This window comes from Streptomyces sp. WAC05374 (genome assembly GCF_004353505.1).
Lineage (GTDB): Bacteria > Actinomycetota > Actinomycetes > Streptomycetales > Streptomycetaceae > Streptomyces.
Window position 1 is genome coordinate 141,780 of the sequence record NZ_SMNQ01000002.1, and the last position, 25,741, is coordinate 167,520.

Annotated in this window: 22 protein-coding genes; 7 read left to right on the forward strand and 15 right to left on the reverse strand. The window is 72.6% G+C overall.

The window, feature by feature from the left end:
- Nucleotides 1-60 precede the first annotated feature (60 nt).
- The 6 genes from whiA to E2B92_RS05695 form a co-directional block, all read right to left on the reverse strand.
- Complete coding sequence (gene whiA, locus E2B92_RS05665) at nucleotides 61-1,050, reverse strand: DNA-binding protein WhiA (RefSeq protein ID WP_064073084.1); 990 nt, start codon at nucleotides 1,048-1,050, stop codon at nucleotides 61-63.
- A complete protein-coding gene (locus E2B92_RS05670; RefSeq protein WP_126883571.1) occupies nucleotides 1,041-2,063 on the reverse strand; it encodes a gluconeogenesis factor YvcK family protein in 1,023 nt (340 codons plus the stop codon). The genes whiA and E2B92_RS05670 overlap by 10 nt, the downstream gene beginning before the upstream one ends.
- Complete coding sequence (rapZ, locus tag E2B92_RS05675) at nucleotides 2,060-3,028, reverse strand: RNase adapter RapZ (RefSeq protein WP_185923503.1); 969 nt, start codon at nucleotides 3,026-3,028, stop codon at nucleotides 2,060-2,062. The genes E2B92_RS05670 and rapZ overlap by 4 nt, the downstream gene beginning before the upstream one ends.
- Nucleotides 3,021-5,018: an excinuclease ABC subunit UvrC gene (gene uvrC / locus E2B92_RS05680; RefSeq protein ID WP_126883569.1), complete on the reverse strand. Its 1,998-nt coding sequence runs from the start codon at nucleotides 5,016-5,018 to the stop codon at nucleotides 3,021-3,023. The genes rapZ and uvrC overlap by 8 nt, the downstream gene beginning before the upstream one ends.
- A gap of 155 nt (nucleotides 5,019-5,173) precedes the next feature.
- On the reverse strand, nucleotides 5,174-6,016 hold the full coding sequence (locus E2B92_RS05690; RefSeq protein ID WP_235023704.1) for a hypothetical protein: 843 nt from the start codon (nucleotides 6,014-6,016) through the stop codon (nucleotides 5,174-5,176).
- A 5-nt stretch (nucleotides 6,017-6,021) separates the two neighbouring features.
- A complete protein-coding gene (locus E2B92_RS05695; RefSeq protein ID WP_126887067.1) occupies nucleotides 6,022-6,636 on the reverse strand; it encodes a papain-like cysteine protease family protein in 615 nt (204 codons plus the stop codon).
- A 223-nt stretch (nucleotides 6,637-6,859) separates the two neighbouring features.
- On the opposite strand from E2B92_RS05695, the gene E2B92_RS05700 reads away from it, so the two are divergent.
- On the forward strand, nucleotides 6,860-7,786 hold the full coding sequence (locus E2B92_RS05700) for a hypothetical protein (RefSeq protein WP_126887066.1): 927 nt from the start codon (nucleotides 6,860-6,862) through the stop codon (nucleotides 7,784-7,786).
- Between the two features lie 15 nt (nucleotides 7,787-7,801).
- On the opposite strand, the gene E2B92_RS05705 is transcribed toward E2B92_RS05700, so the two are convergent.
- Nucleotides 7,802-8,230: a Rieske (2Fe-2S) protein gene (locus E2B92_RS05705; RefSeq protein ID WP_126887065.1), complete on the reverse strand. Its 429-nt coding sequence runs from the start codon at nucleotides 8,228-8,230 to the stop codon at nucleotides 7,802-7,804.
- Between the two features lie 123 nt (nucleotides 8,231-8,353).
- On the opposite strand from E2B92_RS05705, the gene E2B92_RS05710 reads away from it, so the two are divergent.
- Nucleotides 8,354-9,250, forward strand: a complete 897-nt coding sequence (locus E2B92_RS05710) for a carbohydrate kinase family protein (protein ID WP_126887064.1) — start codon at nucleotides 8,354-8,356, stop codon at nucleotides 9,248-9,250.
- Nucleotides 9,251-9,334: 84 nt separating this feature from the next.
- Here E2B92_RS05710 and uvrA read toward each other — a convergent pair whose 3' ends face one another.
- Nucleotides 9,335-12,331, reverse strand: a complete 2,997-nt coding sequence (gene uvrA / locus E2B92_RS05715) for an excinuclease ABC subunit UvrA (protein ID WP_126887063.1) — start codon at nucleotides 12,329-12,331, stop codon at nucleotides 9,335-9,337.
- Nucleotides 12,332-12,526: 195 nt separating this feature from the next.
- Between uvrA and E2B92_RS05720 the strand changes: the two genes are divergently transcribed.
- The 3 genes from E2B92_RS05720 to E2B92_RS05730 all read left to right on the forward strand — a co-directional run bounded on the left by E2B92_RS05720 (nucleotide 12,527) and on the right by E2B92_RS05730 (nucleotide 15,376).
- A complete protein-coding gene (locus E2B92_RS05720; RefSeq protein ID WP_126887062.1) occupies nucleotides 12,527-13,210 on the forward strand; it encodes a maleylpyruvate isomerase family mycothiol-dependent enzyme in 684 nt (227 codons plus the stop codon).
- A gap of 9 nt (nucleotides 13,211-13,219) precedes the next feature.
- Entirely contained in the window at nucleotides 13,220-13,876 is a 657-nt protein-coding gene (locus E2B92_RS05725) for an MBL fold metallo-hydrolase (RefSeq protein ID WP_126887061.1), read from the forward strand.
- Nucleotides 13,877-14,092: 216 nt separating this feature from the next.
- Nucleotides 14,093-15,376: an MFS transporter gene (locus E2B92_RS05730; protein WP_126887060.1), complete on the forward strand. Its 1,284-nt coding sequence runs from the start codon at nucleotides 14,093-14,095 to the stop codon at nucleotides 15,374-15,376.
- Nucleotides 15,377-15,379: 3 nt separating this feature from the next.
- On the opposite strand, the gene E2B92_RS05735 is transcribed toward E2B92_RS05730, so the two are convergent.
- The 6 genes from E2B92_RS05735 to E2B92_RS05760 all read right to left on the reverse strand — a co-directional run bounded on the left by E2B92_RS05735 (nucleotide 15,380) and on the right by E2B92_RS05760 (nucleotide 23,008).
- Nucleotides 15,380-15,691: an RNA-binding protein gene (locus E2B92_RS05735; protein WP_126887059.1), complete on the reverse strand. Its 312-nt coding sequence runs from the start codon at nucleotides 15,689-15,691 to the stop codon at nucleotides 15,380-15,382.
- Between the two features lie 130 nt (nucleotides 15,692-15,821).
- Nucleotides 15,822-16,811, reverse strand: a complete 990-nt coding sequence (locus E2B92_RS05740) for a TerC/Alx family metal homeostasis membrane protein (RefSeq protein WP_126887058.1) — start codon at nucleotides 16,809-16,811, stop codon at nucleotides 15,822-15,824.
- A gap of 262 nt (nucleotides 16,812-17,073) precedes the next feature.
- On the reverse strand, nucleotides 17,074-18,984 hold the full coding sequence (locus E2B92_RS05745) for a TerD family protein (RefSeq protein WP_133087407.1): 1,911 nt from the start codon (nucleotides 18,982-18,984) through the stop codon (nucleotides 17,074-17,076).
- 188 nt (nucleotides 18,985-19,172) lie between these two features.
- Entirely contained in the window at nucleotides 19,173-19,751 is a 579-nt protein-coding gene (locus E2B92_RS05750; protein WP_126887057.1) for a TerD family protein, read from the reverse strand.
- A 136-nt stretch (nucleotides 19,752-19,887) separates the two neighbouring features.
- On the reverse strand, nucleotides 19,888-22,053 hold the full coding sequence (gene uvrB / locus E2B92_RS05755) for an excinuclease ABC subunit UvrB (protein WP_126887056.1): 2,166 nt from the start codon (nucleotides 22,051-22,053) through the stop codon (nucleotides 19,888-19,890).
- A 79-nt stretch (nucleotides 22,054-22,132) separates the two neighbouring features.
- Nucleotides 22,133-23,008, reverse strand: a complete 876-nt coding sequence (locus E2B92_RS05760; RefSeq protein WP_126887055.1) for an MHYT domain-containing protein — start codon at nucleotides 23,006-23,008, stop codon at nucleotides 22,133-22,135.
- Nucleotides 23,009-23,266: 258 nt separating this feature from the next.
- Here E2B92_RS05760 and E2B92_RS05765 point away from each other — a divergent pair, with 258 nt between their 5' ends.
- Nucleotides 23,267-23,809 carry a methylated-DNA--[protein]-cysteine S-methyltransferase gene (locus E2B92_RS05765; protein ID WP_126887054.1) on the forward strand — a complete coding sequence of 181 codons (543 nt, stop codon included), beginning with the start codon at nucleotides 23,267-23,269 and terminating at the stop codon, nucleotides 23,807-23,809.
- 59 nt (nucleotides 23,810-23,868) lie between these two features.
- On the forward strand, nucleotides 23,869-25,251 hold the full coding sequence (locus E2B92_RS05770; RefSeq protein ID WP_126887068.1) for an MFS transporter: 1,383 nt from the start codon (nucleotides 23,869-23,871) through the stop codon (nucleotides 25,249-25,251).
- A gap of 117 nt (nucleotides 25,252-25,368) precedes the next feature.
- On the opposite strand, the gene E2B92_RS05775 is transcribed toward E2B92_RS05770, so the two are convergent.
- Nucleotides 25,369-25,725 carry a cupin domain-containing protein gene (locus E2B92_RS05775; protein ID WP_126887053.1) on the reverse strand — a complete coding sequence of 119 codons (357 nt, stop codon included), beginning with the start codon at nucleotides 25,723-25,725 and terminating at the stop codon, nucleotides 25,369-25,371.
- Nucleotides 25,726-25,741: the final 16 nt, after the last annotated feature.

Sequence of the window (25,741 nt, forward strand, 5' to 3'; positions counted from 1 at the left end):
GGCGCCGGGGGCCGGCCTGGGCACGGCCGCCGCCCGGGGGCGGCGGCCCGTACGAGGGGGTCAGCCGACGAGGCCGTCGGCCATCTCCTCCGTGAGGTTGGACTCCGTGCCGGGGATGCCCAGGTCCTGGGCCCGCTTGTCGGCCATGGCCAGCAGGCGGCGGATGCGGCCGGCGACCGCGTCCTTGGTCAGCGGCGGGTCGGCGAGGGCGCCGAGCTCCTCCAGGGAGGCCTGCTTGTGCTCCATGCGCAGCCGCCCGGCCGCCGCCAGGTGCTCGGGGACCTCCTCGCCGAGGATCTCCAGGGCGCGCTGCACCCGGGCGCCGGCCGCGACCGCGGCACGCGCCGAGCGGCGCAGGTTGGCGTCGTCGAAGTTGGCCAGCCGGTTGGCGGTGGCGCGCACCTCGCGGCGCATCCGCCGCTCCTCCCAGGCCAGCACCGACTCGTGTGCCCCGAGCCGGGTCAGCAGCGCCCCGATCGCGTCACCGTCCCGTACGACCACCCGGTCCACGCCGCGCACCTCGCGGGCCTTGGCGGCGATGGACAGCCGCCGGGCGGCGCCGACCAGGGCCAGCGCGGCCTCGGGCCCCGGGCAGGTCACCTCCAGCGAGGAGGAGCGCCCCGGCTCGGTCAGCGAGCCGTGCGCCAGGAACGCACCGCGCCAGGCGGCCTCGGCGTCACAGGTGGCACCGGAGACGACCTGCGGCGGAAGGCCCCGGATGGGACGCCCCCGCCCGTCCACCAGTCCGGTCTGACGGGCGAGCTGGTCACCGCCCGCCACCACCCGCACCACGAAGCGCGAGCCGCGGCGCAGCCCGCCCGGCGCCATCACGATCAGCTCGGAGCCGTGCCCGAAGATCTCCGCGATGTCCCGCTTCAGGCGGCGCGCCGCCATCGCGGTGTCCAGCTCCGCCTCGATCACGATCCGCCCGCTGACCAGGTGCAGCCCGCCGGCGAACCGCAGGATCGACGAGACCTCCGCCTTTCTGCAGCAGGTCCGGGTGACGGGGAGCCGGGAGATCTCGTCCTTCACCGCTGCCGTCATCGCCATGGGCCGATCCTTCCATGCATCCGAAAAATACGGTCGTACGCGGCGGCCAGCAGCTCCGGGTCGTGCTTCGGCGAGCCGTCCTTCCTGGCCACCGGGGCCAGCTCGACCGCGGCACCGAGCCGCTTGGCGGCATCTGCGAGGGACTCGCGGTCGGGTACGGCGGCCTCGTCGGCCAGCACCACGTCCAGGGCGAGTTTAGGGGCGTGTCGCCCCAAAACCTCCAAATGACGCTGCGGGGAGAAGCCCTCGGTTTCTCCCGGCTGCGGCGCGAGGTTCAGCGACAGCACCCGGCGCGCCTTGGTCTCGACGAGGGCTTCCAGCAGCTCGGGCACCAGCAGGTGCGGGATGACCGAGGAGAACCACGAGCCGGGACCGAGCACCACCCAGTCGGCGTCCAGCACGGCCGCGACCGCCTCGGGCACGGCCGGCGGGTCGTTCGGCACCAGGTGCACCGACTGGACCTCGCCCGGCGTGAGCGCCACGGTCGCCTGGCCGCGGACGGTGTCCACGTCCTCCGGGCGCTCGGGATCATGGCCCTTGACCAGCGCCTGGAGCTCCAGCGGCACGGCCGACATGGGCAGCACCCGGCCGTGCGCGCCGAGCAGCTTGCCGACCAGGTCCAGGGCCTGGACGTGGTCGCCGAGCTGCTCCCACAGGGCGACGATCAGCAGGTTGCCGACGGCGTGCTCGTGCAGGTCGCCCCGGGACTGGAACCGGTGCTGGATGACGCGGGCCCAGGTCTGGCCCCAGTCGTCGTCCCCGCACAGCGCCGCCAGGGCCTTGCGCAGGTCCCCGGGCGGCAGCACGCCGAGCTCCTCGCGGAGGCGGCCGCTGGACCCGCCGTCGTCGGCGACCGTGACCACGGCGGTCAGGTCGCCGGTGATGCGGCGCAGCGCGGCGAGGGAAGCGGACAGGCCCATGCCGCCGCCGAGGGCGACGACCTTGGGCTGGGCGCCGCGTCTGCGGAGCGTACGCGGCGACAGGGACCGCGTACGCCGACGGTACTGCTTCACTCGCGCCCCATGTCCCGGTGGACGACGACGGTCTCGACCCCTTCCGAGGCGAGCCGGGCGGCGAGCTTCTCGGACATGGCGACGGAGCGGTGCTTGCCGCCCGTGCAGCCGACGGCGATCGTCACGTACCGCTTGCCCTCGCGGCGGTAGCCGGCGGAGACGAGCTGGAGCAGCTCGGTGTAGCGGTCGAGGAACTCCTTGGCGCCGGGCTGGTTGAAGACGTAGCCCGACACCTCCTCGTTGAGGCCGGTGAACGGACGCAGCTCCGGCACCCAGTGCGGGTTGGGCAGGAAGCGGCAGTCCACGACCAGGTCGGCGTCGACGGGCAGGCCGTACTTGTAGCCGAAGGACATGACGGTGGCCCGCAGCTCCGGCTCCTCGTCGCCGGCGAACTGGGCGTCCATCTTGGCGCGCAGCTCGTGGACGTTGAGGCTGGAGGTGTCGATCACCAGGTCGGCGTCGCCGCGCAGCTCGCGCAGCAGGTCGCGCTCGGCGGCGATGCCGTCGACGATCCGGCCGTCGCCCTGGAGGGGGTGCGGGCGGCGCACCGACTCGAAGCGGCGGACCAGGGCCTCGTCGGACGACTCCAGGAAGACGATCCGGCGGGTGACCTGCTTGGCGTCGAGGACCGCGAGCGACTCGCGCAGGCTCTCGAAGAACTGGCGGCCCCGCACGTCGACGACGACGGCGATGCGCGCCACATTGCCCTGGGAACGGGCGCCGAGCTCCACCATGGTGGGGATCAGCGCGGGCGGCAGGTTGTCGACGACGAACCAGCCGAGGTCCTCGAGGCACTTGGCGGCGGTGCTGCGCCCGGCGCCGGACATGCCGGAGATGATCACCAGCTCGGGGATGGCCGCCTCGGCGGCCTCTCCGGCCTCGATCGTCGTGCCCGTACTCACGTGTGCTGCTCCGTCTTCTCGCGCTGTCGGCTCTGGTTCCGCCGTCGGGTGGTGCTCAGACATTTCCGTTTCCCCCGTCGTCGTCTTCCATGATCTCTCCTGTCGCCGTGTTCACGGCGGGGGCGGCCGGGGCCGCCTGGGCGAGGGCCACGGCCACGGCTTCGGCGGTCTTCCGGCCGAACCCCGGCACCTCGCAGATCTGCTCGATTGTCGCCTGCCTCAGCCGCTTCAACGAGCCGAAATGCTTGATCAGGGCCTGCTTGCGGGCGTCGCCGAGGCCAGGGACCGCGTCCAGCGGACTGACCCGTATCCGCTTGTGGCGCTTGGTGCGCTGGTAGCGGATGGCGAAGTCGTGCGCCGTGTCACGGACCCGCTGGAGGAGGTACAGCCCCTCGCTGGAGCGGGGCAGGACGACGGGGTCGTCGTCGCCGGGCAGCCAGACCTCCTCCAGGCGCTTGGCGAGGCCGCACACGGCGATGTCGTCGATGCCCAGCTCGTCGAGCGCCCGCCGGGCGGCCGCGACCTGCGGCTGCCCGCCGTCGACCACGACGAGCTGCGGCGGATAGGCGAACTTCTTCGGCCGCCCGTCGTCCTCCGGCGACCCCGCGGGCACCTCGCCGTCGGCCTCCTCCACGGCCCACTCCCCCGTCTTCTCCTTCTCCGCGAGGTAGCGCCGGAAGCGGCGGCCGATCACCTCGTGCATGGAGCGGACGTCGTCCTGGCCCGCGAAGCTCTTGATCTGGAAGCGGCGGTACTCGCTCTTGCGGGGCAGGCCGTCCTCGAAGACGACCATGGACGCCACCACGTCCTCGCCCTGGAGGTGGGAGATGTCGAAGCACTCGATGCGCAGCGGCGCCGCCGGGAGGTCCAGGGCCTCGGCGATCTCCTCCAGCGCGCGCGAGCGGGTGGTCAGGTCGCTGGCGCGCTTGGTCTTGTGCAGGACGAGGGCCTGCTGGGCGTTGCGGCCGACGGTCTCCATCAGCGCCTTCTTGTCGCCGCGCTGCGGGATGCGCAGGGACACCTGGGAACCGCGGCGTCCGCCGAGCCACTGCGTGACGGCGTCCAGGTCCTCGGGGAGGGCCGGGACGAGGACCTCCTTGGGGACGGCGTCGCCGCTCTCCTCGCCGTAGAGCTGCTGGAGCGCGTGCTCGACCAGGCCCGCCGTGTCGACGGCCTCGACCTTGTCGGTGACCCAGCCGCGCTGGCCGCGCACCCGGCCGCCGCGGACGTGGAAGATCTGCACGGCCGCCTCGAGCTCGTCCTCGGCGACGGCGATCAGGTCGGCGTCGGTGGCGTCGGCGAGGACGACGGCGCTCTTCTCCATGGCCCGCTTCAGGGCCCCTATGTCGTCACGGAGCCGGGCGGCCTTCTCGTACTCCATGTCCTCGGCCGCCAGCATCATGTCCTTCTCCAGGCGGCGGATGTACGTGCCGGTGCGGCCGGCCATGAAGTCGCAGAACTCCTCGGCCAGCTCCCGGTGTTCCTCCGGCCCGACCCGGCCCACACAGGGTGCCGCGCACTTGCCGATGTACCCGAGCAGGCAGGGGCGGCCGGTGCGCTCGGCGTTCTTGAACACCCCGGCCGAGCACGTGCGCACGGGGAAGACGCGCAGCAGCAGGTCGACCGTGTCGCGGATGGCCCACGCGTGGCTGTACGGGCCGAAGTACCGCACGCCCTTCCTCTTCTGGCCGCGCATGACCTGCACGCGCGGGAACTCCTCGTTGAGGGTGACGGCCAGGTACGGATAGCTCTTGTCGTCGCGGTACTTGACGTTGAACCGCGGGTCGAACTCCTTGATCCACGAGTACTCGAGCTGGAGCGCCTCGACCTCGGTGGAGACCACGGTCCACTCGACGGAGGCGGCCGTGGTGACCATCGTGCGCGTACGCGGGTGCAGGCCCGCCAGGTCCTGGAAGTAGTTGGCGAGCCGCTGGCGCAGGGACTTCGCCTTCCCGACGTAGATCACCCGGCGGTGCTCGTCACGGAATTTGTAGACCCCCGGCGAGTCGGGGATCTGTCCCGGCTTGGGGCGGTAGCTGGAGGGGTCTGCCATGCCTCACACCCTACTGGCGTCCACTGACACCACGGGTGTCCGTGGAGCGCCCCCGGTGGGGACGGAGGCGCTCCACGGTGACCGCCGTGCCCGGCCCCGGCCGGGGGCCGGGGGTGGGGCGGGGGCCCGGAGGGCCGTGCCCGGCGGGGCGGGGGTCAGGCGCGACGGCGGCGCCGCAGTGTCCGGGCGCCCGCGGCGACCGCGAGCGCCAGGGCGGCGAGTGCGGCGGCCACCGCGGGCCCCGGCGGGGCGCCGGCACCGTCACCGGCGGCCCCGCCGGGGGCGGCGGCCGGGGTGCCGGCCGCGGGACGGGCGCCGTCGGCGTCCGGGGCCGCTGGGGCGGCGGGGGCGGTGGGGGCGGCGGGGGCGGCGGGTTCCGCGTAGCCGCCAGCGGCGCCCCTGCGGGCGTACGCGGAGCCGGGGAGCTTGTCCCCGTACGCCGCCGAGACCCGGGCCCGGTAGGCGGCGAGCGTGGTGCCCCGCGCGCCGACCGCGCGTACCGCGTCCTCGTCCAGCGGCAGCACCCGGCCTCCCCCGTGGACGTACCAGGCGTCGATCTGGGGCTCCCGGAAGACCGTCCCGCCGGGGAGCCTGCGGGCGCCCTCACGGGCGTACCGCATCTCGTCGTCGCCGGTGGCGATGTTCACCACCTGCCAGCCCCCGGTGCCGCGGCGGACGGTCCACACGGACGCCTTCCGCCCGTCCGGGGCGACCGCCTCCGCCGCGTGGAAGGCGACCCGCGCCACCGGCGCGCCCGCCCTGCCCGCCACGAAGTCGGGCGCGAGGACGCGTACGGGGACGGTGGAGCCCTCCACGCGGGGCCGTGCGCCGGCCGGCGCGACGGCACCGTCACGGGCGAAGAACCGGGACAGGGTGTCGAGCGTCGCCGGGGCGGTGACCGCCGCGCCGGGGGTGTCGGCGGCCGTGGCGGCGGGGGCGGCGAGGAGGAGGAGCGCGGGGGCGAGGGCGGTGGCCGCGAGCAGCGGACGTGGGGTCATCGGTCTCACGCCCCGATCCGGTGGAGCGAGTGGGTCCAGGAGAAGGAGCCGTTGTCGACGTACCAGGCGTGCGACGCCCAGTTGTAGCGGTCGCTGGAGGGCCACGGGTCGCCCCAGTACACCCAGCCGTTGGCGTCGTCGTAGCCGTACAGCACGTGCATGTGGCCGCCGCCGCTCGACCACTGGATGCGGGTCTCGACGGGACGGTTGGCGTTGATCTCGCTCTGCACCGTCGCGTAGCGCAGCCAGCCGTCGACGTACGAGCCGGGGGTCACGCCGGCCCAGCGCAGCCCGTTCTGCACGTTGCCGAGGGTCGCCTGCCAGTTGGGGCAGTCGGTGCCCTGCTGCCGGTTGAAGGCGGCGTTGCAGAACTGGTTCTGCGTGTACGAGCGGCCGAACCAGGCGGCGATGGTGTTGCCGCCGGCGGCCCAGCACCAGTTGGTCCTGGCCTGCGCCTGCATGGTGATGTTCAGGCGCTTGGCGGCGAGTGCCGTCCCGGGGTTCCCCTCGGCGGTGGCGGCGGTCACGGTCACCGGGAGGGAGAGGACGGTGGTGGCGGCGAGGAGCACCGCGAGGACGAACTTCCGTGCCTTTCCAGGGGGGTTGTGCGGATCGCGCATCGCGTTCCTCCGGCTGGGGATGTGGGGAGGGAGGATCGCGTCCGGACGCTGCTGGGAGCATCGATCGTTGTCGGGGGCAGGTCAACACGCTTCAATGCGGGGTGACACCGCGCTGTGAACGCCACTGGTTGACGAGTGAACGGATCCCCGCCCCCACCAGCCCGCCCGTCACCACCGGCCCGGAGTCGCACCGCCCCGTCGTGAACGTTCACCGAGGACTCCCATGGCACACACCGAGACCGACCTGGCGCAGATCCTGCACACCGGCCCCTTCCACCTGGCGCTGCGCGCGGCGCTGGCGGTGCGCGGGCTGCCGCTCCAGCGGGTCCAGCACCATCTCGCGCACCGCGGCATCAAGGTCGGGGTGACCAGCCTGTGCTACTGGCAGCAGGGCGCCCGCCGCCCCCAGCGGCCGGAGTCGCTGAAGGCGGTACGGGCCCTGGAGGAGCTGCTCCAGTTGCCCGGCGAGTCCCTCATCCGGCTGCTCGGCGACCCTGCGCCGGAGGGGACGGCGACCAGGCCGGCGGGGCGTTCGTACCGGTCACTGGTGGAGGCCTCCGGCGCGGTGGAGCAACTGATCGCGGAGCTGGAGGCGCCGGCGGACGGCGGGCTGCACACGGTCGGACACCAGGAGCGGGTGCGGATAGGCGCGGGGCGGGAGCTGGCCGGGCGGGACTCCCAGCAGGTCGTGCGGGCCCACCGGGACGGCGTCGACCGCTACCTCGCCATCCACCACGGGGACCCCGGCTGCGACCCGGAGCGGGTGGCGGTGCGGGCGGGCGAGAACTGCCGCACGGGCCGGGTGCGGCGGCACGGGGAGACCGGGGTGGTGGTCGCGGAGCTGCTGTTCGACGCGCGGCTGCGGGCGGGCGAGACGTACTTCTTCGGGTACGGCTTCGAGGACGGCACCGGCGGGGTGAGCGGCGAGTACGTGCGCGGCTTCAGCTTCGCGGGCGGGCAGTACGTCCTTCAGGTGCGGTTCCACGAGGACGCCCTGCCGGTACGGTGCCGGCGCTTCGCCCAGACGTCGGCGGGCGCGCCGCGCGGTGCTCGCGGCGACCTGACGCTGAGCGGGCGGCACCGTACGGTCCACTTCGTGGAGCAGGGCGTGCGGCCCGGCATCCTGGGGATCGACTGGGACTGGGCGTGACGCCGCCCGGCGCGGTTACGCGTCGGGGCCGGCGACGAGCTTGCCGTCGGTGACCTTGACCGGGACCTCGGGCAGCGCGGCGGTGGCCGGTCCCTTGAGCGCCTGGCCGGTGGTGACGTCGAACCGGCTGCCGTGGCAGGGGCAGTTGCCCTCGATGCCCTCGACCTTGTCGAAGACGCAGCCCGCGTGGGTGCACTGGGCGCTGAACGCCTTGTACTGGCCCTTCGCCGGGCAGCTCACCACCAGGCGCTGCTCGCGGTAGAGCTTGGCGCCGCCGACCGGCACCGCGTCCGCCGCGCCCAGGTCCACGGGCGCGGTCGGGGTGGGGTTCTTGGCGTGCCCCAGCTTCGACTCGGTGGAGCAGGCGGCCGCGCCGAGCCCGGCGGCACCGGCGAGGGCGGCGCCTTTCAGCACGGTACGGCGGGCGGTCGGCTGGCCGGGCATGGGGGCTCCACGGTGGGCTGGGAGGTATCGGTGACGGAACCGACGATACCGGGGTAGATCGGCGGCCCTTCGGCCGGGTGCGGGGGCTGTCGTGGGCGTGGGCCATGGGTTACGTTCGGGCTTGTGATCGTCGCCGCCGGAGAGTCCCTGATCGACCTCGTGCCCCGGACGGACGCCCGTGACGGGGCCGGGCCGCTGTCCGCCCTGGTGCCGCGCCGGGGCGGCGGGCCGTACAACACGGCGGTGGCGCTCGGCCGGCTGGGCGCCGAGGCCGCCTTCTGCTCGAGGGTCTCCACGGACGCCTTCGGGGAGGCGCTGCTGGAGGGCCTGCGCGCGGCGGACGTCGCGACCGGACTGGTCCAGCGCGGTCCCGAGCCGACGACGCTGGCGGTGGCCACGGTGGGGGCGGACGGTTCCGCCCGGTACTCCTTCTACGCGGAGGGCACCGCCGACCGGCTCTTCGAGCTTCCCGAGCGGCTGCCGGAAGCGGTACGGGCCATCGCCTTCGGGACGTGCTCGCTGGTCCTGGAACCGGGCGCCTCCGCGTACGAGGCGCTGCTGCGGCGGGAAGCGGGGCGCGGGGTGCTCACGCTGCTGGACCCGAACGTCCGGCCGGGGCTGATCCCGGACGCGGACGCCCACCGGGCGCGGTTCCTGGGCCTGCTGCCGTACGTGTCCCTGTTGAAGCTGTCCGAGGAGGACGCCCGGTGGCTGGGCGGTTCGCCGGAGGAGTGGCTGGCGAAGGGGCCGACGGCGGTGGTGCTGACCCGGGGCGGCGAGGGGCTGACGGTGTACACGGGAGGCTTCACCGTCTCGGTGCCCGCCGTGCCGGTGGCCGTCGCCGACACCATCGGCGCGGGCGACACGGTGAACGCCGCGCTGCTGCACGGGCTGGTGGCCCGGTCCCTGACCTCGCTGGACGCCCCGGCCTGGGCGGACCTGCTGTCCTTCGCCGCCCGGGCGGCGGCGATCACCTGCTCCCGCCCGGGCGCGGAGCCTCCGTACGCGACCGAACTCTGACGGCGGTCCTCCCGCCCTCACCCGCCCAGACGCGGGGCGACCGCCCCGGCCCCGGCCCGGGTGGCCCGGGCCGGGGATGGGCGGTCAGGACGTGGCGGACCGTGCCGTGCGCTTCTTCGGCTTGGTCGTCTTCGCCGTGGCTGTCGAGCGGGCCACGCCGTCCGCCGCCGAGACCGTCTTCCTGGCGGCCGTCCGCTTCCGGGCGGCCGGTACCGTCGCGGCCGCGTCGCTGATGCGGTCCGCGCCCAGGATGTCCCGGAGGAACTTGCCGGTGTGGCTGGCGGGGACGCTCGCGACCTGCTCGGGCGTGCCCTCGGCGACGACCAGGCCACCGCCGCTGCCGCCCTCGGGACCCATGTCGACGACCCAGTCGGCGGTCTTGATGACGTCCAGGTTGTGCTCGATGACGATCACCGAGTTGCCCTTGTCGACCAGGTTGGACAGCACGGTGATCAGCTTGGAGATGTCCTCGAAGTGCAGACCGGTGGTCGGCTCGTCCAGGACGTACACCGTGCGGCCCGTCGACCGCTTCTGGAGCTCGGACGCGAGCTTCACGCGCTGCGCCTCGCCGCCGGAGAGCGTCGGCGCGGGCTGGCCGAGCCGGACGTACCCGAGGCCGACCTCGGTGAGGGTGCGCAGGTGGCGGGCGATCGTCGGGACGGCCTCGAAGAACTCCAGGGCCTCCTCGATCGGCATGTCCAGCACCTCGGCGATGGACTTGCCCTTGTAGTGGACGTCCAGGGTCTCCCGGTTGTACCGCGCACCGTGGCAGACCTCGCACGGGACGTACACGTCCGGCAGGAAGTTCATCTCGATCTTGATGGTGCCGTCACCGGCGCAGTTCTCGCAGCGGCCGCCCTTGACGTTGAAGGAGAACCGGCCCGGCAGGTAGCCCCGGACCTTCGCCTCCATCGTCTCGGCGAACAGCTTGCGGACGTGGTCGAAGACACCGGTGTACGTCGCCGGGTTGGACCGGGGCGTCCGGCCGATCGGCGACTGGTCGACATGGACGACCTTGTCGACCAGGTCGTCGCCGTCCACGCGCGTGTGGCGCCCGGGAACGGACTTGGCGCCGTTGAGCTCGCGCGCCAGGTGCGTGTACAGGATGTCGTTGACCAGCGTCGACTTGCCGGAACCGGACACACCGGTGACCGCCGTCAGCACGCCGAGCGGGAAGGAGACGTCGATGTCCCGCAGGTTGTTCTCACGGGCGCCGTGGACGGTCAGCCGCCGGGCCGGGTCCACCGGACGGCGGACGTCCGGCAACGGGATGGACCGCTTCCCGGCCAGGTACTGGCCGGTCATGGAGTCCTTGTTGGCCAGGAGCTGCTTCAACGGGCCGGAGTGCACGACCTTGCCGCCGTGCTCGCCCGCGCCGGGGCCGATGTCGACGACCCAGTCGGCCACCTTGATGGTGTCCTCGTCGTGCTCGACGACGATGAGCGTGTTGCCCATGTCGCGCAGGCGCACCAGGGTCTCGATCAGCCGGTGGTTGTCGCGCTGGTGCAGGCCGATGGACGGCTCGTCCAGCACGTAGAGCACGCCCACCAGGCCGGAGCCGATCTGGGTGGCGAGCCGGATGCGCTGGGCCTCGCCGCCGGACAGCGTGCCGGCCGCGCGGTTGAGCGAGAGGTAGTCCAGGCCCACGTCGACCAGGAAGCGCAGCCGCTCGTTGACCTCCTTGAGCACCCGCTCGGCGATCTTCTTGTCGCGGGCGTTCAGCTTCAGCTCGCCGAGGAAGTCGGCGCACTCGCTGATGGACATCGCGGAGACCTCCGCGATGGACTTCTCCATGACCGTGACCGCGAGGACGATCGGCTTGAGCCGCGTGCCCTCACAGGTGGGGCAGGGCACCTCGCGCATGTAGCCCTCGAAGCGCTCCCTGCTGGAGTCGCTCTCGGCCTCGCTGTGCCGCCGCTTGACGAAGGAGACGGCGCCTTCGAAGGCGGGCGTGGTGTACGCCCGCTCCCGGCCGTAGCGGTTGCGGTAACGGACCTCGACCTGGGTCTTGTGTCCGTACAGCAGCGCCTTCCTGGCACGGGCGGGCAGCCCGGCCCACGGGATGTCGGTACGGAAGCCGAGGGCCTGGGAGAGGCCGCCGATCAGGCGCCCGAAGTACTCCTTGGTGTGGCCGTGCGACCAGGGGTGAATGGCGCCCTCGTCGAGGGAGCGCTCCTCGTCGGGGACCACCAGCTCCGGGTCGACCTCCATGCGGGTACCGATGCCGGTGCACTCGGGGCAGGCGCCGAAGGGCGAGTTGAAGGAGAAGGAGCGGGGCTCCAGCTCTTCGAAGGACAGGTCGTCGTACGGGCAGTACAGGTGCTCCGAGTACATCCGCTCGCGCTCGGGGTCGTCCTCGGGGAGGTCGACGAAGTCGAGCACGACCATGCCGCCGGACAGGCCCAGCGCGGTCTCCACGGAGTCGGTCAGCCGCCGCTTGGCGCTGTCCTTGACCGTGAGGCGGTCGACGACCACCTCGATGGTGTGCTTCTCCTGCTTCTTCAGCGTGGGCGGCTCGGCGAGCTGGATGGTCCTGCCGTCCACCCGGGCCCGGCTGTAGCCCTTGGTCTGGAGGTCGGCGAAGAGGTCGACGAACTCGCCCTTGCGCTCGCGCACCAGCGGCGACAGGACCTGGAAGCGGCTGCCCTCGGGCAGCTCCAGCACCTTGTCGACGATGGCCTGCGGCGACTGGCGCGAGATGGGCCGGCGGCACTCGGGGCAGTGCGGCTTGCCGATGCGCGCGAAGAGCAGCCGGAGGTAGTCGTAGACCTCGGTGATCGTGCCGACCGTGGAGCGCGGGTTGCGCGAGGTCGACTTCTGGTCGATCGAGACGGCCGGGGAGAGGCCCTCGATGAAGTCGACGTCCGGCTTGTCCATCTGGCCGAGGAACTGCCGGGCGTAGGAGGAGAGCGACTCGACGTACCGGCGCTGCCCCTCGGCGAAGATCGTGTCGAACGCGAGGGAGGACTTGCCCGACCCCGAGAGCCCGGTGAAGACGATGAGGGAGTCGCGCGGGAGGTCGAGCGAGACGTTCTTCAGATTGTGCTCGCGCGCGCCACGGACGATGAGACGGTCGGCCACGCCGGTCCGCACCTTTCTTGAGAGAAGCGGGGGCACAGCCCCCGTCCCAGACTGTTCAAGCCTACGGGGGGCCGCCAAATGGATGGATGCCTGACTTTCAAGGATGCCTCCACCGAGCGTATAGCACGCGCATTCGATTTCCGTCCGCGCTCCGCCACCTTCACCCGATCGTGTGGCGGCGCTAGGGTCAGCAGCATGATCGACCATGTGCATGACCTGGCCTCTGTACGTGAGGCGACCGACCGGCTGCTCACCGCGGCCGCCAAGCTCGACGACGCCGCCGTCGCCGCGCCCTCCCGGCTCCCCGGCTGGACGCGGGGCCATGTGCTGGCCCACCTCTCACGTAACGCCGACGCCCTCGTAAATGTTCTCCAGGGCCGCCCGATGTACGTCAGCGCCGAGGCGCGCGACGCCGACATCGAGCGCGACGCCCCCCGCCCGCTGGCGGTCCAGCTCGACGACGTACGCGAGAGCGCCGCCCGCTTCCGGGCCCAGGGCGAGGTGCCGGCCGACTGGGGGCGCACGGTGGAGCTGCGCAACGGGGTGACCGACCAGGCCCTGCGGGTGCCCTTCCGCCGCCTCGTCGAGGTGGAGCTGCACCACGTGGACCTGGGCATCGGCTACGAGCTGGAGGACCTGCCGGCGGAGTTCACGGGGCGCGAGATCGCGTTCCTGGCGGACCGCTTCACCGGCCACCCCACCGTGCCCCCGACCCGACTGCTGGCGGCCGGCCAGGAGTGGCGCACGGGCGGCGACGCGGGCGCCGGCGTGACCGTGTCCGGCCCGGCGGCGGACCTGCTCGGCTGGCTCGCGGGCCGCCGAGACGGCGCCGCCCTGGAGGTCACCGGCGGCGCCCTTCCCGCACTGCCCCCGCTATAGGCTGGAATCATGACGTACAGCGGAGCGGTGAAGGTGGGCGGGCCCGCCGATGTGCACGAGCTGACGGACCTGATGATCTCCAAGGTCGCGGTCGGGCCGATGGACAACAACGCGTATCTGCTGCGCTGCCGGGCCACCGGCGAGCAGCTCCTGATCGACGCGGCGAGCGAGCCCGCGACACTGCTCCGGCTGATCGGTGACGACGGCATCTCGTCCGTCGTCACCACCCACCGCCACCGCGACCACTGGGACGCGCTGTCCGAGGTGGTGGCGGCCACCGGCGCGCGCACGTACGCGGGGCGGTACGACGCCGAGGGCATCGACGTCCCGACGGACGTCGCCGTCGACGACGGGGACACGATCAGGGTCGGCCGCGTGGAGATGACCGCCCGCCGGATGGTGGGGCACACCCCCGGCTCGATCGTGCTCGTCTACGACGACCCGCACGGTCACCCGCACGTCTTCACCGGCGACTGCCTCTTCCCCGGCGGCGTCGGCAACACCCGGAAGGACCCCGACGCCTTCGCCAGCCTGATCCTCGACGTCGAGACCAAGCTGTTCGACGTGCTGCCGGACGAGACCTGGGTCTACCCGGGACACGGCAAGGACACCACGCTGGGCGAGGAGCGCCCGAAGCTCCCGGAGTGGCGCGAGCGCGGCTGGTAGACACTCCCGTACGACCCTCGCGCGCCCCCGTAACCCGGGGGCGCCGTGGGTAGTTGGCGCGACATGCGCCAGAGTCATACTCCGCCGACGCCGGAACGCACACCGGCAGGTACACCGCCGGCCCCTCCCTCGGACGCCTCTCCGGACCCCTCCTCGGGCACGCCTTCGGGCACGTGCGCGGACACCTCGGCGGGCACGCCGCCGCGTACGCCGTCCATGGTGCGGCTCGCCGCCGCCTCGCTCGCCGGCACGGCCATCGAGTTCTACGACTTCTTCGTCTACGGGACGGCGGCCGCCCTGGTCCTGGGCCCGCTGTTCTTCCCCACGTTCTCCCCGGTCGCCGGCACGCTGGCGGCTTTCGGTACGTTCGCGATCGGCTTCCTGTCGCGTCCGCTCGGCTCGATCCTCTTCGGGCACATCGGTGACCGGCACGGGCGGCGGCCGGTGATGTTCGCCTCCCTGGTGCTGACCGGCGCGGCGACCGTCGCGGTGGGTTGCGTGCCGTCGTACGAGACGCTCGGCGTGGCCGCTCCGGTGCTGCTGCTGGTGCTGCGGTTCCTCCAGGGACTGGGGCTCGGCGGGGAGTGGGGCGGGGCGGTCCTGCTGACGGCGGAGCACGCGCCCGAGCGGCGGCGCGCGCTGTGGGCGAGCTTCCCGCAGATCGGCCCGTCGGTGGGCTTCCTGCTGGCGAACGGGGTGATGCTGGCGCTGTCGGCGGGGCTGAGCGACGCCCAGTTCCGTGAGTGGGGGTGGCGGGTGCCGTTCTGGGCGGCGGGGCTGCTGGCGGCCGGCGGGCTCCTGCTGCGGACGTCGCTGGCGGAGACGCCCCAGTTCCGGGAGCTGGCCGAGAGCGGCAATCGGGCGAGCGCGCCCCTGGTGGAGGTGGCGCGCGGCCACTGGCGGCTGGTGCTGCTGACGGCCGGGGCGCTGGCGGTCGGGTACGCGATCTTCTACGCGGTGTCCACGTGGGCGCTGGCGTACGGCACCGAGCAGCTCGGCGTGAGCCGCACGGTGATGCTCGTCTGCGTGATGGCGGCGGTGGCGATCAAGGGGGCGGTCACGCCGTTCGCCGCGATGCTGGGCGACCGTTACGGGCGGCGGCCGCTGTGCCTGACCGGCTGCGCGGCCGCCGCGCTGTGGATGTTCCCGATGGTGGGCCTGCTGCACACGGGGCGGCCGCTGCTGATGTTCCTGGGCTTCACGGGGGCGCTGCTGGCGTTCATCACCATGTTCGCCGTGGTCGCCGCGTACCTGCCGGAGCTGTACGAACCCAGGGTGCGCTGCACCGGGGCGGCGGTCGGCTACAACCTGGCCGGGGTGCTGGGCGGGGCGGTGACGCCGATCGTGGCCACCGCCGCGGCCGGGGGCCCGGGGCCGCCCTGGGGCGTCGCGGCGTATCTGACCGGGATCTCGCTGCTCAGCCTCGGCTGCTTCGCCCTGCTGCCGGAGACGCTGCCCGGGCCGTCGGTGGAACCGGTGATGGAGTCGGCCGCCGCCTGAGGTTCAGGCGCGCTTGCCCAGCTCCTCCTGTTCGAGCAGGTCGCAGTTGGTGAAGACCGGGGGCTTGGGGCACAGCGTGGCCATCTTCTCGGCGATCTTCTGGGTCTCGGGGTCGTCGTTGTTGCGCATGGCGTCCTCGTGGGACGCGAAGCCCACGATGGCCAGGTAGCGGTTGGGGCGGTCGCGGTCGCGCAGCAGGATGCGGTCGACCGGGCCGTAATCCTTGTCGGCCAGCGCCGTCCTGCGCTCTTCCAGGAAGGCTTCGAGCTCGTCGATGTGCTCGGTCTCGAAGTCGATGATCTGCGTGAACCTCATGGTTACTCCACGCCGGGGCGGCCCCTCGCGGGTGGGGGCGTTCACCGTCCAAAGAAGCACCGGCCGGTGCGGGCCGCAATGCGAGCCCGTACCGGCCGGTGCCGTTCGTCCGTGTCCGGAGAGCCGGGGATCAGGCCTCCACGCTGTCCTTCGCGGCCGCCTCGGCGGCCTCGCGCTCCGCCTGCTTCTTGGAGGCGATCAGGCTGGTGATCGTGGTGATGACCAGGACGCCGCAGATGACCGCGAGCGAGACGGGGATGGAGATCTCGGGCACGTGCACCCCGGACTCGTGCAGGGCGTGCAGCACCAGCTTCACACCGATGAAGCCGAGGATCACCGACAGGCCGTAGCTCAGGTGGACCAGCTTCTTCAGCAGGCCGCCGATGAGGAAGTAGAGCTGCCGCAGACCCATCAGGGCGAAGGCGTTGGCGGTGAAGACGATGTACGGGTCCTGCGTCAGGCCGAAGATCGCCGGGATGGAGTCCAGGGCGAACAGGACGTCCGTGGTGCCGATGGCGAGCATGACGACCATCAGGGGGGTCAGCACACGCTTGCCGTTGACGCGGATGAAGAGCTTGGTGCCGTGGTACTTGTCGGCGACACCGAAGCGGTTCTCGATCGACTTCAGGAGGCGGTTCTCCTCGAACTCCTCCTCCGGCTCGTCGGCGCGCGCCTCCTGGATGAGCTTCCAGGCGGTGTAGATCAGGAAGGCGCCGAAGATGTAGAAGACCCACGAGAAGCTGGCGATGATCGCCGCGCCCGCCGCGATGAAGATCGCGCGCAGGACGAGCGCCACCAGCACACCGATCAGCAGCACCCGCTGCTGGAGGTGGGTGGGGACCGAGAACTTCGCCATGATCAGGACGAAGACGAAGAGATTGTCGACGCTGAGCGACTTCTCGGTGATGTACCCGGCGAAGAACTCGCCGGAGGCCTGGCTCTCGCCGAAGAACAGCAGTCCCAGACCGAACAGTGCCGCAAGGACGATCCAGACGACCGTCCAGGTACCGGCTTCCTTGATCGACACCTCATGGGGCTTGCGCCCGATGAAGAAGTCGACCGCGATCAGGGCGGACAGACCAAGAATGGTCGCCACCCACAGGCTCATCGAAACGTCCACTGCGCCTCCGGCGTCGTACGGCTACTGATCAGCGTCGTCGCTGCCGGAGGTCTCTTCCACCCGGGGCGCCCGGCGTCGTCCGCCGATGCGCGCCACGGGCCGGCGCCCCGGGACCGGTCTCATGTCCGACCGTCCGTATTGACGGGCACGCCGCGCACGGGAGTACTCCCCTCCGCACCAAGAACGTTACCGTAAAGACCAAAGAAAGGTAAAGGGAAAAGTAAAAGGAACTCCAAGCACGCAGGTCAGGGAGGTACGGGGGTCAGTGGGGGCCGCCCGCTGCCACCTGGCTCAGGACCTGACGGAGGATGCCGCTGCCGGCCGGCAGCCGGGGCGGCTCGTACGTCCAGGCGTGACCCACCCATGGGTCGGCGAGGTGGTCGTCCGGGACGGGAGTCAGGCGCAGCAGCGACCGCCACAGCGGATCGAGCACCGGCCCGTAGGCACGGGCGTCCTCCCGGTCGGCGACCAGCAGCAGATGGACGCCCACCGCCGGCCCCTCGTCCGCCAGGTAGCGGAGCTGGGTGACGGCCCGGTCGTCGAAACCGTGCGGGAAGTCGTTGACGATCAGGAGCTGGTCGGCCGTGTCCAGGTCGGGCGGGAGGGCGTCGGTCGCGCCACCGCTGACGGCCATCCGCACCAGCTCGACGCGCTGGGTGAGCCGGCCGAGGACCGAGGCCACTCCCCCGGCGCCCACCGCCGGCGGTGCGGCCAGCACACCGGAGCCGGCCAGCGGGGCGAGCGACCCGGCCGCGGAACCCGCCGGGTCGATGACGTGGACGGTGTACGCGCCCCGCGGATGGACCGCGAGCAGCCGGGCCGCGTGCAGGACCGCCGTGTCCACCGCCAGCCGGCGCAGCTCGGCGTCGTCCATCAGGACGGCGGCCTCGGAGCCGGAGCGGCCGCTGTCCACCCACAGCCCGCGCTCCAGCGGGAGCCGCACCAGCATGGGGATGCGCAGATCGGGGCTCTCGGGGAGGTGGAGGTCGCCGAGGCGCACGGCCATGGGCGCCTCGGCGGGGACGCGGTAACCGTGCCAGACCGGGTTGTCCCAGTTCGCGTACGCGACCGGCAGCGCGGGCTCGACGACCTCGGCCTCGGCGGTGAGCTGGGCGAGGTCCCGGTCGAGCGCCGCGCGGGCCCGGGCGGTCAGCTCGTCGCTCTTGGCGCGGGCCGCCTCGCGGGCGGCGTCACCGGCGGAGCCGATGCGGCTGCGCGGGTCGGAGAGCACACGGTCCAGCTCCTGGTCCATGCGCGACTCGGCGAAGTCGACGGCGCTGCGGTACGCGGCCGTGGTGCGGGCCAGGTCCTCGAACATGCCCCAGACCTGGTTGTACAGGCGCTCGTCCATGGACCATCCGGTGGCGTCGCCGGCGACCGGCGCGGCGGGCTGCCCGGGCGGGGCCGGCGGCACACCGGGACGGCCGGTGGCGGCGCCCGGGGGCGGCGGGGCGGTGGCGTCGCGGCGCGGGTGGGCGTAGCTGATGGGGCCGGTCGAGACGGGGGCGGCCGGGGCGGTGTCGGCCGCGGGGGCGGGGCCGCCGGACGCGGTGAGGGAGGCGCCCCGCCTGGCGCGGTCCCCCTCGGCGGTGCGGGGCGGCGGCGCGGCGACCGACCGGGTCAGCCCGGCCCTGACCGCTTCCTGGATGGTGTCCGCCAGTTCGGCCGCGCGGTCGATGCCCTGGTCGGCGAGCATGGCGGTGAGCCCGCCCGCGTACCCCTGGCCGACGGCGCGCATCTTCCAGGCGCCCTGGCGGCGGTACAGCTCCAGGGCGACGACGGCGGACTCGGTGTCGAGCCCGGTGATGGTGTAGCTGGCGACCCCGGTGCCGTCGAGGGCGGTGACGGCGGCGAAGGGGGCGGCGACGGCGCCGAACCGGGCGGGGCCGCCGGTGCCGGCGGGCAGCGCGAGCAGCACGGTGACCCGGTGGCACGCCTCGGGGAGGGCGCCGAGGTCCACGGCGAGCCGGTGGTCGGCCGCCGCCTGCCTGGACACCTCCAGGCCCGGCAGGGCGGGCGAGCCGGGGTGGGCGACCCACTCGGCGCCGGCCACCGTGCCGTTCTCGTCGCCGAGCGTGGCACCGGCGATGACCGGTTCGCCGGCCGACACCCGGATCTCGAGTCGGGTGTGGGGCAGGGGATGGTTCTGCCCCCGGACCAGCTCGGCCGTCATTGCCTGTGTCCCCTTCGCTGCCTCGGTGTGGGCCGCAGCTCCCGGCGGCCTGGCCTCCGGGAGCTGCGGGTGGTGCTGCGTGTGGTGGTGCATGTGGTGGTGCGTGGTGGTGGTGCGTGGTGGTGGTGCGTCGGCCGGTGTCTGTGGCACCGCGCCGCGGGTGCGGCGCCGGCGGAGGCGCCGTGCGCCTACAGGTGCGGCAGGATGAACGGCATCAGGTCCTGGAACGTACGGCCGTTGGCCGAGCTGCCCAGGGCCGTCATCCGCCAGCCGGAGCCCGCCCGGTGGACCTTGGCCATGATCTGGGCGGTGTACTGGCCGCCGCCGTCCAGGGTGTAGCGCGCGAGCTCCTGACCGTTCGTCTCGTCGACGATGCGGCAGAAGGCGTTCTGCACCTCCTGGAACGTCTGGCCGGTGAACGAGTTCACCGTGAAGACGATCTGGTCGATGTGGACTGGGACCCGCTCCAGGTCGACGAGGATCGCCTCGTCGTCACCGCCCTGTCCCGCGCCGCCCACCAGGTTGTCGCCGGTGTGGCGGACCGAGCCGTCGTCGCTCACCAGGTGGCGGAAGAAGACCACGTCCACGGGCTGCTTCTCGGCGAAGAGCACCGCCGAGGCGTCCAGGTCGACCTCCCGGGTGCGCGAGCCGAACAGACCGCGGCGCGGCGCCGCCTGCCAGCCGAGCCCCATCCGCACCGCCGTGAGAGTACCCCCGTCGCTCTTCTGCAGGCTGATGGCCTGGCCCTTGGTCATGTTGACCGTCACGCGCTGTCCCCTCTCGTTGCGTACCCCCGCGACCGTCTAAGAGTGCGGTTGCCAGCACCCTACGCAGGGGCCGCGAGACGGCATCAGGCCAGGCCCCCTTTTGTGGCGGTGTTGCAACACACCGGCCGCGGCGGCGTCAGGCGATGCCCGCCTCCTTCATCTGCCGCAGCTCCTTCTTCAGCTCGCCCACCTCGTCGCGCAGTCGCGCCGCCACCTCGAACTGGAGCTCGGCGGCCGCCGCCCGCATCCGCTCGGTCATCTCCTCGATGATCCCGGCCAGTTCGGCCGCCGGACGGTCGCTCACCAGCGCGCCCTTGCCGCCTGCCTTGCCACCTGCCGTGCCCGCCTTGGCACCGGCCGCGGCGCCGGTCCTGGCCGAGGCGGAGCCGAGCGACGGGACGGGGGCCTTGGCGCCCTTGCCGTCCTTGGACTTGCGGTACCCGCTGCCCAGGAGCTGCTCGGTGTCGACCTCCTCGCGCGCGATGGTCGCGACGATGTCGTTGATCTTCTTGCGCAGCGGCTGCGGGTCGATGCCGTTGGCCGTGTTGTACGCGACCTGCTTCTCGCGCCGGCGGTTGGTCTCGTCGATGGCCTGCGCCATGGCCGGGGTGATGGTGTCGGCGTACATGTGCACCTGGCCGGAGACATTGCGCGCCGCGCGCCCGATGGTCTGGATCAGTGAGGTCCCGGAGCGGAGGAAGCCCTGCTTGTCGGCGTCGAGGATCGCCACCAGGGAGACCTCGGGCAGGTCGAGTCCCTCACGCAGGAGGTTGATGCCGACGAGCACGTCGTACTCACCGGCCCTCAGCTCGCGCAGCAGCTCCACACGGCGCAGGGTGTCGACGTCGCTGTGCAGGTAGCGGACCTGGATGCCCAGTTCCAGGAAGTAGTCGGTGAGGTCCTCGGCCATCTTCTTGGTGAGGGTGGTGACCAGGACCCGTTCGTCCCGCTCGGTGCGCAGCCGGATCTCGTGGACCAGGTCGTCGATCTGCCCCTCGGTGGGCTTGACGACCACCTCGGGGTCGACGAGGCCGGTGGGCCGGATGATCTGCTCGACGAAGCCGTCGGAGCGGGAGAGCTCGTACTGTCCGGGCGTCGCCGACAGGTAGACGGTCTGCCCGATCCGCTCCTGGAACTCCTCCCACTTCAGCGGCCGGTTGTCGAGCGCGGACGGCAGGCGGAAGCCGTGGTCGACGAGGGTGCGCTTGCGGGAGGCGTCACCCTCGTACATGGCGCCGATCTGGGGCACGGTGACGTGGGACTCGTCGATGACGAGCAGGAAGTCCTCGGGGAAGTAGTCGAGGAGGGTGTTGGGCGGGGAGCCGGGCTCGCGGTCGTCGAAGTGCATCGAGTAGTTCTCGATGCCGGAGCAGGAGCCGATCTGGCGCATCATCTCGATGTCGTACGTGGTGCGCATCCGCAGCCGCTGGGCCTCCAGCAGCTTGCCCTGCTTCTCCAGCTCGGCCAGGCGCTGCTCCAGCTCCCGCTCGATGCCGTTGATCGCCTTCTCCATGCGCTCCGGGCCCGCCACGTAGTGGCTGGCCGGGAAGACGTACAGCTCGCGGTCGTCGCTGATGACCTCGCCCGTGAGGGGGTGGAGGGTGGACAGCGCCTCGATCTCGTCGCCGAACATCTCGATCCGGACGGCCAGCTCCTCGTAGACCGGGAAGATCTCGATGGTGTCGCCGCGCACCCGGAAGGTGCCGCGGGCGAAGGCCAGGTCGTTGCGGGTGTACTGGATGTCGACGAAGCGGCGCAGCAACTGGTCCCGGTCGATCTCCTCCCCCACCTTGAGGGGCACCATCCGGTCCACGTACTCCTGGGGGGTGCCCAGGCCGTAGATGCAGGAGACGGAGGCCACCACGACGACGTCCCGGCGGGTCAGCAGGGAGTTCGTTGCCGAGTGGCGCAGCCGCTCGACCTCCTCGTTGATCGAGGAGTCCTTCTCGATGTAGGTGTCCGACTGCGGGACGTACGCCTCGGGCTGGTAGTAGTCGTAGTACGAGACGAAGTACTCGACTGCGTTGTTCGGCAGGAGCTCGCGGAACTCGTTGGCCAACTGGGCGGCCAGCGTCTTGTTCGGCGCCATCACCAGGGTGGGGCGCTGGAGCTGCTCGATCATCCAGGCGGTCGTCGCCGACTTTCCGGTGCCGGTGGCACCGAGGAGGACGACGTCCTTCTCGCCCGCGCGGATGCGCCGGGCCAGGTCGGCGATGGCCGTCGGCTGGTCGCCGCTGGGCTGGTAGGGGCTGACGACCTCGAAGGGCGCCACCGAGCGTTCGATCTTGGAAACGGGCCGCATGCAACCACCGTACGACCCGGCACTGACAGTCGGGGGTCGCGTGGGATTCCCGGCGGCCGTCCGCGGCCGGTCGCGGCCGTCAGCGGTCGCCGGTGCGCTGCCGGCGCCGGGGCGCGCGGACCTGGTACCGGACGGCCCGGTCGTGGTGGGCGTGGCTGTGCCGGTGGGCCGCCGCGCCGGGGCGTGCGGAGGCGGTGACGGCGGGCGGCCGCCGGTCGCGGCCGCCCGTCACCAGCAGCGGGTCGACCATCACCACGAACGCCGCGAGCAGCAGGAACACCGCCGGGCCGATCAGCATGGGGGCCAGCAGCGAGGTCGCGGTGTCGCCGCCGCCCGCCGTGGCGCCGTCGCCGTGCAGGTGGACGCGGACGGCGGCCATGCCCGTGTAGTGCATTCCGGTGACCGCGACCCCCATGCCCAGGGCGGCCCCGAGGCTGGTCAGGAAGCCCCGGGTCGACACGGCCGCCCACAGCGCCGAGGTCGCGGCCACGACCGCGATCACGACGGAGAGGGAGACGGTGAGGGTGTCGTACTGGAGCCGGCCCGGCAGGCGCATTCCAGCCATGCCGAGGTAGTGCATGGTGGCGATGCCCAGGCCCGTGAGGGTGCCGCCGGTGACCAGGGCCATCGCCGTGGCGCCCCGGTATCCGACGATGAAGATCCCGACTCCGACCATCACGATCGCCACCGCGAGGCTGGCCAGTGTGATGGAGGGGGCGTAGCCGACCGGTGCCTCCTGGACGGTGAAGCCCATCATGGCGATGAAGTGCATGGTCCATATGCCCGAGCCGATGGACGTGGCGCCCAGCGCCAGCCAGCCGAGCTTGGCGGGGCCGTGCCTGCGCAGCGACCTGGTGGTGCAGCGCAGCCCGAGGGCGCCGCCGAGGCACGCCATGAGAAAGGCGGCCACGGGTGTGACAAAGCCGTAGCTGAAACCGTCGACCGTGCCCTGCATGCCCGTACGCCCTTCGCTCCTCGTACCCCGCCGCCCGGAAGCCTCGCGCCCGTGCGGCGGCGCCGGTGGTGCCATGTGTACCCGCTGGTACGGGAGCGAGGCTATGGCGCGTCAAGGACCGAACAAACATTTGCACAGAGATTTGTCGACAGAGGGGCCGCGGCGTGAGGGTCGGGCGCCGCACCGTTCACATTCCGGCCACCCGCCGACCGGCGCGACCGGGCCGCGTTGTCAGTGGCCGGTCGTACGGTGGTCGGCATGGACAGCAACGGGCAGTTCGTGGAGTGGGCCGTCGTCGGCAGCGACATCGGACCGCTGCTCCTCGCCGCGACGGACGAGGGGCTGGTGTGTGTGGCGTTCCACGCCGGCGACGCGGTGCGCGACCGGACGCTGAAGCGGCTGGAGGGGCAGCTCGGCGCGGTGCTCGTGGAGAGCGCGACGGGGCGGCTGGCCGAGCCGATACGCAGGCTGGAGGCCTACTTCGCGGGCTCGTTGCGCGACTTCGATCTGCCGCTGGACTGGTCGCTGACGGCCGGGTTCAACCGGCAGGTGCTGCGCGAACTGGCGTCCGGCGTGCCGTACGGAACGGTCGTCGGGTACGGGGACCTGGCCCGCCGGGTGGGCCAGCCGGGCGCCGCGCAGGCGGTCGGCATGGCGATGGGCGCCAATCCGCTGCCGGTGGTGGTGCCCTGCCATCGCGTGGTGGAGAGCGACGGGGGGATCGGCGGTTTCGGCGGGGGGCTGGAGACCAAGCGCCGGCTGCTCGCGCTGGAGGGGGTGCTGCCACAGCCGCTGTTCTGAAGCCGCTGTTCGGATGCTGTAAGGGGTGGCACACTGCTGCGGTGACTACAGACCCCGACATGCCGCAGGCCGCCGGACCGGCGGGGACCGACCCCTCCGGCACGTCCTCCGGCGTCCCCTCGGGCGCCCGTCCGACGGCCGCGCCCCCGACGGCCGCGCCTGCGTCCCCCACGCCCCCGTCCGACGGGGCCCCGTCCGCCGCATCGTCCGTCACGGCCGCCGGTCTGCCCGCTCTCCGCCGGCGGATCTCCGCCGTCCTCATCCTCAGCCAGATCCTCGGCGGGCTGGGAGTGGCGACCGGCATCGCGCTGGCCTCCGTGCTGGCGCAGGAGGTGAGCGGGACGGAGGCGCTGTCCGGTCTGGCTCCGACGGCGACCGTCGCCGGGACGGCACTGCTGTCCGTGCCGCTGGCCGCGCTGATGACCTCGCGCGGGCGGCGGCCCGGGCTGGTGCTGGCGTATGTGATCGGCGCGGCCGGGGCGGGCGTCGTGGTGGTGGCCGCCGTCCTCGGCAGCTTCCCGCTGCTGCTGGCCGGCATGGCGGGGTTCGGCGCCGGGTCGTCGGCCAACCTCCAGGCGCGGTTCGCGGCGGCGGACCTGGCGGAGCCGGAGCGGCGCGGGAGGGCCATCTCCACCGTGGTGTGGGCGACGACCATCGGGGCGGTGCTGGGGCCCAACATCGCCGCGCCCGCCGGGCGGAGCGTGTCGGGGCTGGGGATACCGGCGGCGGCCGGGCCGTTCCTGTGGGCGGCCGGGGTCTTCCTCGTGTCGGCGGCGCTGGTCGCGGTCCTGCTGCGGCCCGATCCGCTGCTGACCGCGCGGGCCCTGGCGGCCGGCACCGAGGAGGCCGACGACCCCGGGGGCCGGTCACTGCGGGCGGGCCTGCGGGCGGTGCGGAAGTCGCCGCACGCCCGACTGGCGCTGGTCACCGTGGCCGTCTCGCACACCGCGATGGTCTCGATCATGTCGATGACCCCCGTGGCGCTCAGCCACCACGGGGCGGACATCACCCTGATCGGGCTCGTCATCAGCGGTCACATCGCGGGCATGTACGCGTTCTCGCCCCTGATGGGCTGGCTGTCCGACCGGCTCGGCCGGCTGTCGGTGATCGGGCTGGCGGTGGGGCTGCTGGCGGTCGCCGCGCTCCTGGCCGGTACGGCCGGGTCCAGCCACGGGCGCACGGCGGCGGGACTGTTCGTGCTGGGTCTGGGCTGGTCGGCGGGGCTGGTCTCCGGCTCGGCGCTGCTCACGGACTCCGTACCGCAGGCCGCCCGTGCCGCCGTGCAGGGTCTGTCGGACCTGACCATGAATACGGCGGCGGGCATCGGTGGCGCGGGGGCCGGCCTGGTCGTCGCACAGGCGGGGTACGGCTGGCTGAACGCCGTGGGAGCACTGCTCCTGCTCCCGCTGGCCGCGCTGGCGCTCCGGCGGAAACGGGCCTGACCGGCCGCCGGTCGCCCCGTGCTCCCCGTGCTCCCCGCTGTGCCCCCGTGCTCCCCGTGCTCCCCGTGCTCCCCGTGCTCCCCGTGCTCCCCGTGCTCCCTGTGACGGGCGGCGGCCTCAGAGGCAGATGTGGTACGCCTTGCGCAGCGTCTCGTGCACCGTCCACGTCGTACGGTCGCCCTCGCGCAGGACGCAGGCGTCGCCCGGCCCGAGCTCCATCGTGTCGCCGCCCTCGACCTCCACGGTGGCGCGGCCGCTGACGACCACGAACAGCTCATCGGCCTCCGTGTCCGTCACCACGCCGGGCGTGATCTGCCAGATGCCGCGCACCTGGGTGCCGTCGGCGGACTCCCACAGCACCTTGCCGCTCACGACGGGGTCGCCGGAGACGATCTGCGCGGGGTCCAGCGGCTCGGGCTCCAGCTCGGCGTCGGGAATGTGCACGGCGAACGAGGGTCGGTCCATGGTCGTCATGGGCGGTGACTGTAGC

Bases quoted from the DNA above. Each gene is read 5' to 3' on its own strand.
- whiA (WP_064073084.1), bottom strand. From the start codon at position 1,050: ATGGCGATGACGGCAGCGGTGAAGGACGAGATCTCCCGGCTCCCCGTC.
- rapZ (WP_185923503.1), bottom strand. From the start codon at position 3,028: ATGTCTGAGCACCACCCGACGGCGGAACCAGAGCCGACAGCGCGAGAA.
- uvrC (WP_126883569.1), bottom strand. From the start codon at position 5,018: ATGGCAGACCCCTCCAGCTACCGCCCCAAGCCGGGACAGATCCCCGAC.
- E2B92_RS05690 (WP_235023704.1), bottom strand. From the start codon at position 6,016: ATGACCCCACGTCCGCTGCTCGCGGCCACCGCCCTCGCCCCCGCGCTC.
- E2B92_RS05695 (WP_126887067.1), bottom strand. From the start codon at position 6,636: ATGCGCGATCCGCACAACCCCCCTGGAAAGGCACGGAAGTTCGTCCTC.
- E2B92_RS05700 (WP_126887066.1), top strand. From the start codon at position 6,860: ATGGCACACACCGAGACCGACCTGGCGCAGATCCTGCACACCGGCCCC.
- E2B92_RS05705 (WP_126887065.1), bottom strand. From the start codon at position 8,230: ATGCCCGGCCAGCCGACCGCCCGCCGTACCGTGCTGAAAGGCGCCGCC.
- E2B92_RS05720 (WP_126887062.1), top strand. From the start codon at position 12,527: ATGATCGACCATGTGCATGACCTGGCCTCTGTACGTGAGGCGACCGAC.
- E2B92_RS05725 (WP_126887061.1), top strand. From the start codon at position 13,220: ATGACGTACAGCGGAGCGGTGAAGGTGGGCGGGCCCGCCGATGTGCAC.
- E2B92_RS05730 (WP_126887060.1), top strand. From the start codon at position 14,093: ATGGTGCGGCTCGCCGCCGCCTCGCTCGCCGGCACGGCCATCGAGTTC.
- E2B92_RS05735 (WP_126887059.1), bottom strand. From the start codon at position 15,691: ATGAGGTTCACGCAGATCATCGACTTCGAGACCGAGCACATCGACGAG.
- E2B92_RS05745 (WP_133087407.1), bottom strand. From the start codon at position 18,984: ATGACGGCCGAGCTGGTCCGGGGGCAGAACCATCCCCTGCCCCACACC.
- uvrB (WP_126887056.1), bottom strand. From the start codon at position 22,053: ATGCGGCCCGTTTCCAAGATCGAACGCTCGGTGGCGCCCTTCGAGGTC.
- E2B92_RS05760 (WP_126887055.1), bottom strand. From the start codon at position 23,008: ATGCAGGGCACGGTCGACGGTTTCAGCTACGGCTTTGTCACACCCGTG.
- E2B92_RS05765 (WP_126887054.1), top strand. From the start codon at position 23,267: ATGGACAGCAACGGGCAGTTCGTGGAGTGGGCCGTCGTCGGCAGCGAC.
- E2B92_RS05770 (WP_126887068.1), top strand. From the start codon at position 23,869: ATGCCGCAGGCCGCCGGACCGGCGGGGACCGACCCCTCCGGCACGTCC.
- E2B92_RS05775 (WP_126887053.1), bottom strand. From the start codon at position 25,725: ATGACGACCATGGACCGACCCTCGTTCGCCGTGCACATTCCCGACGCC.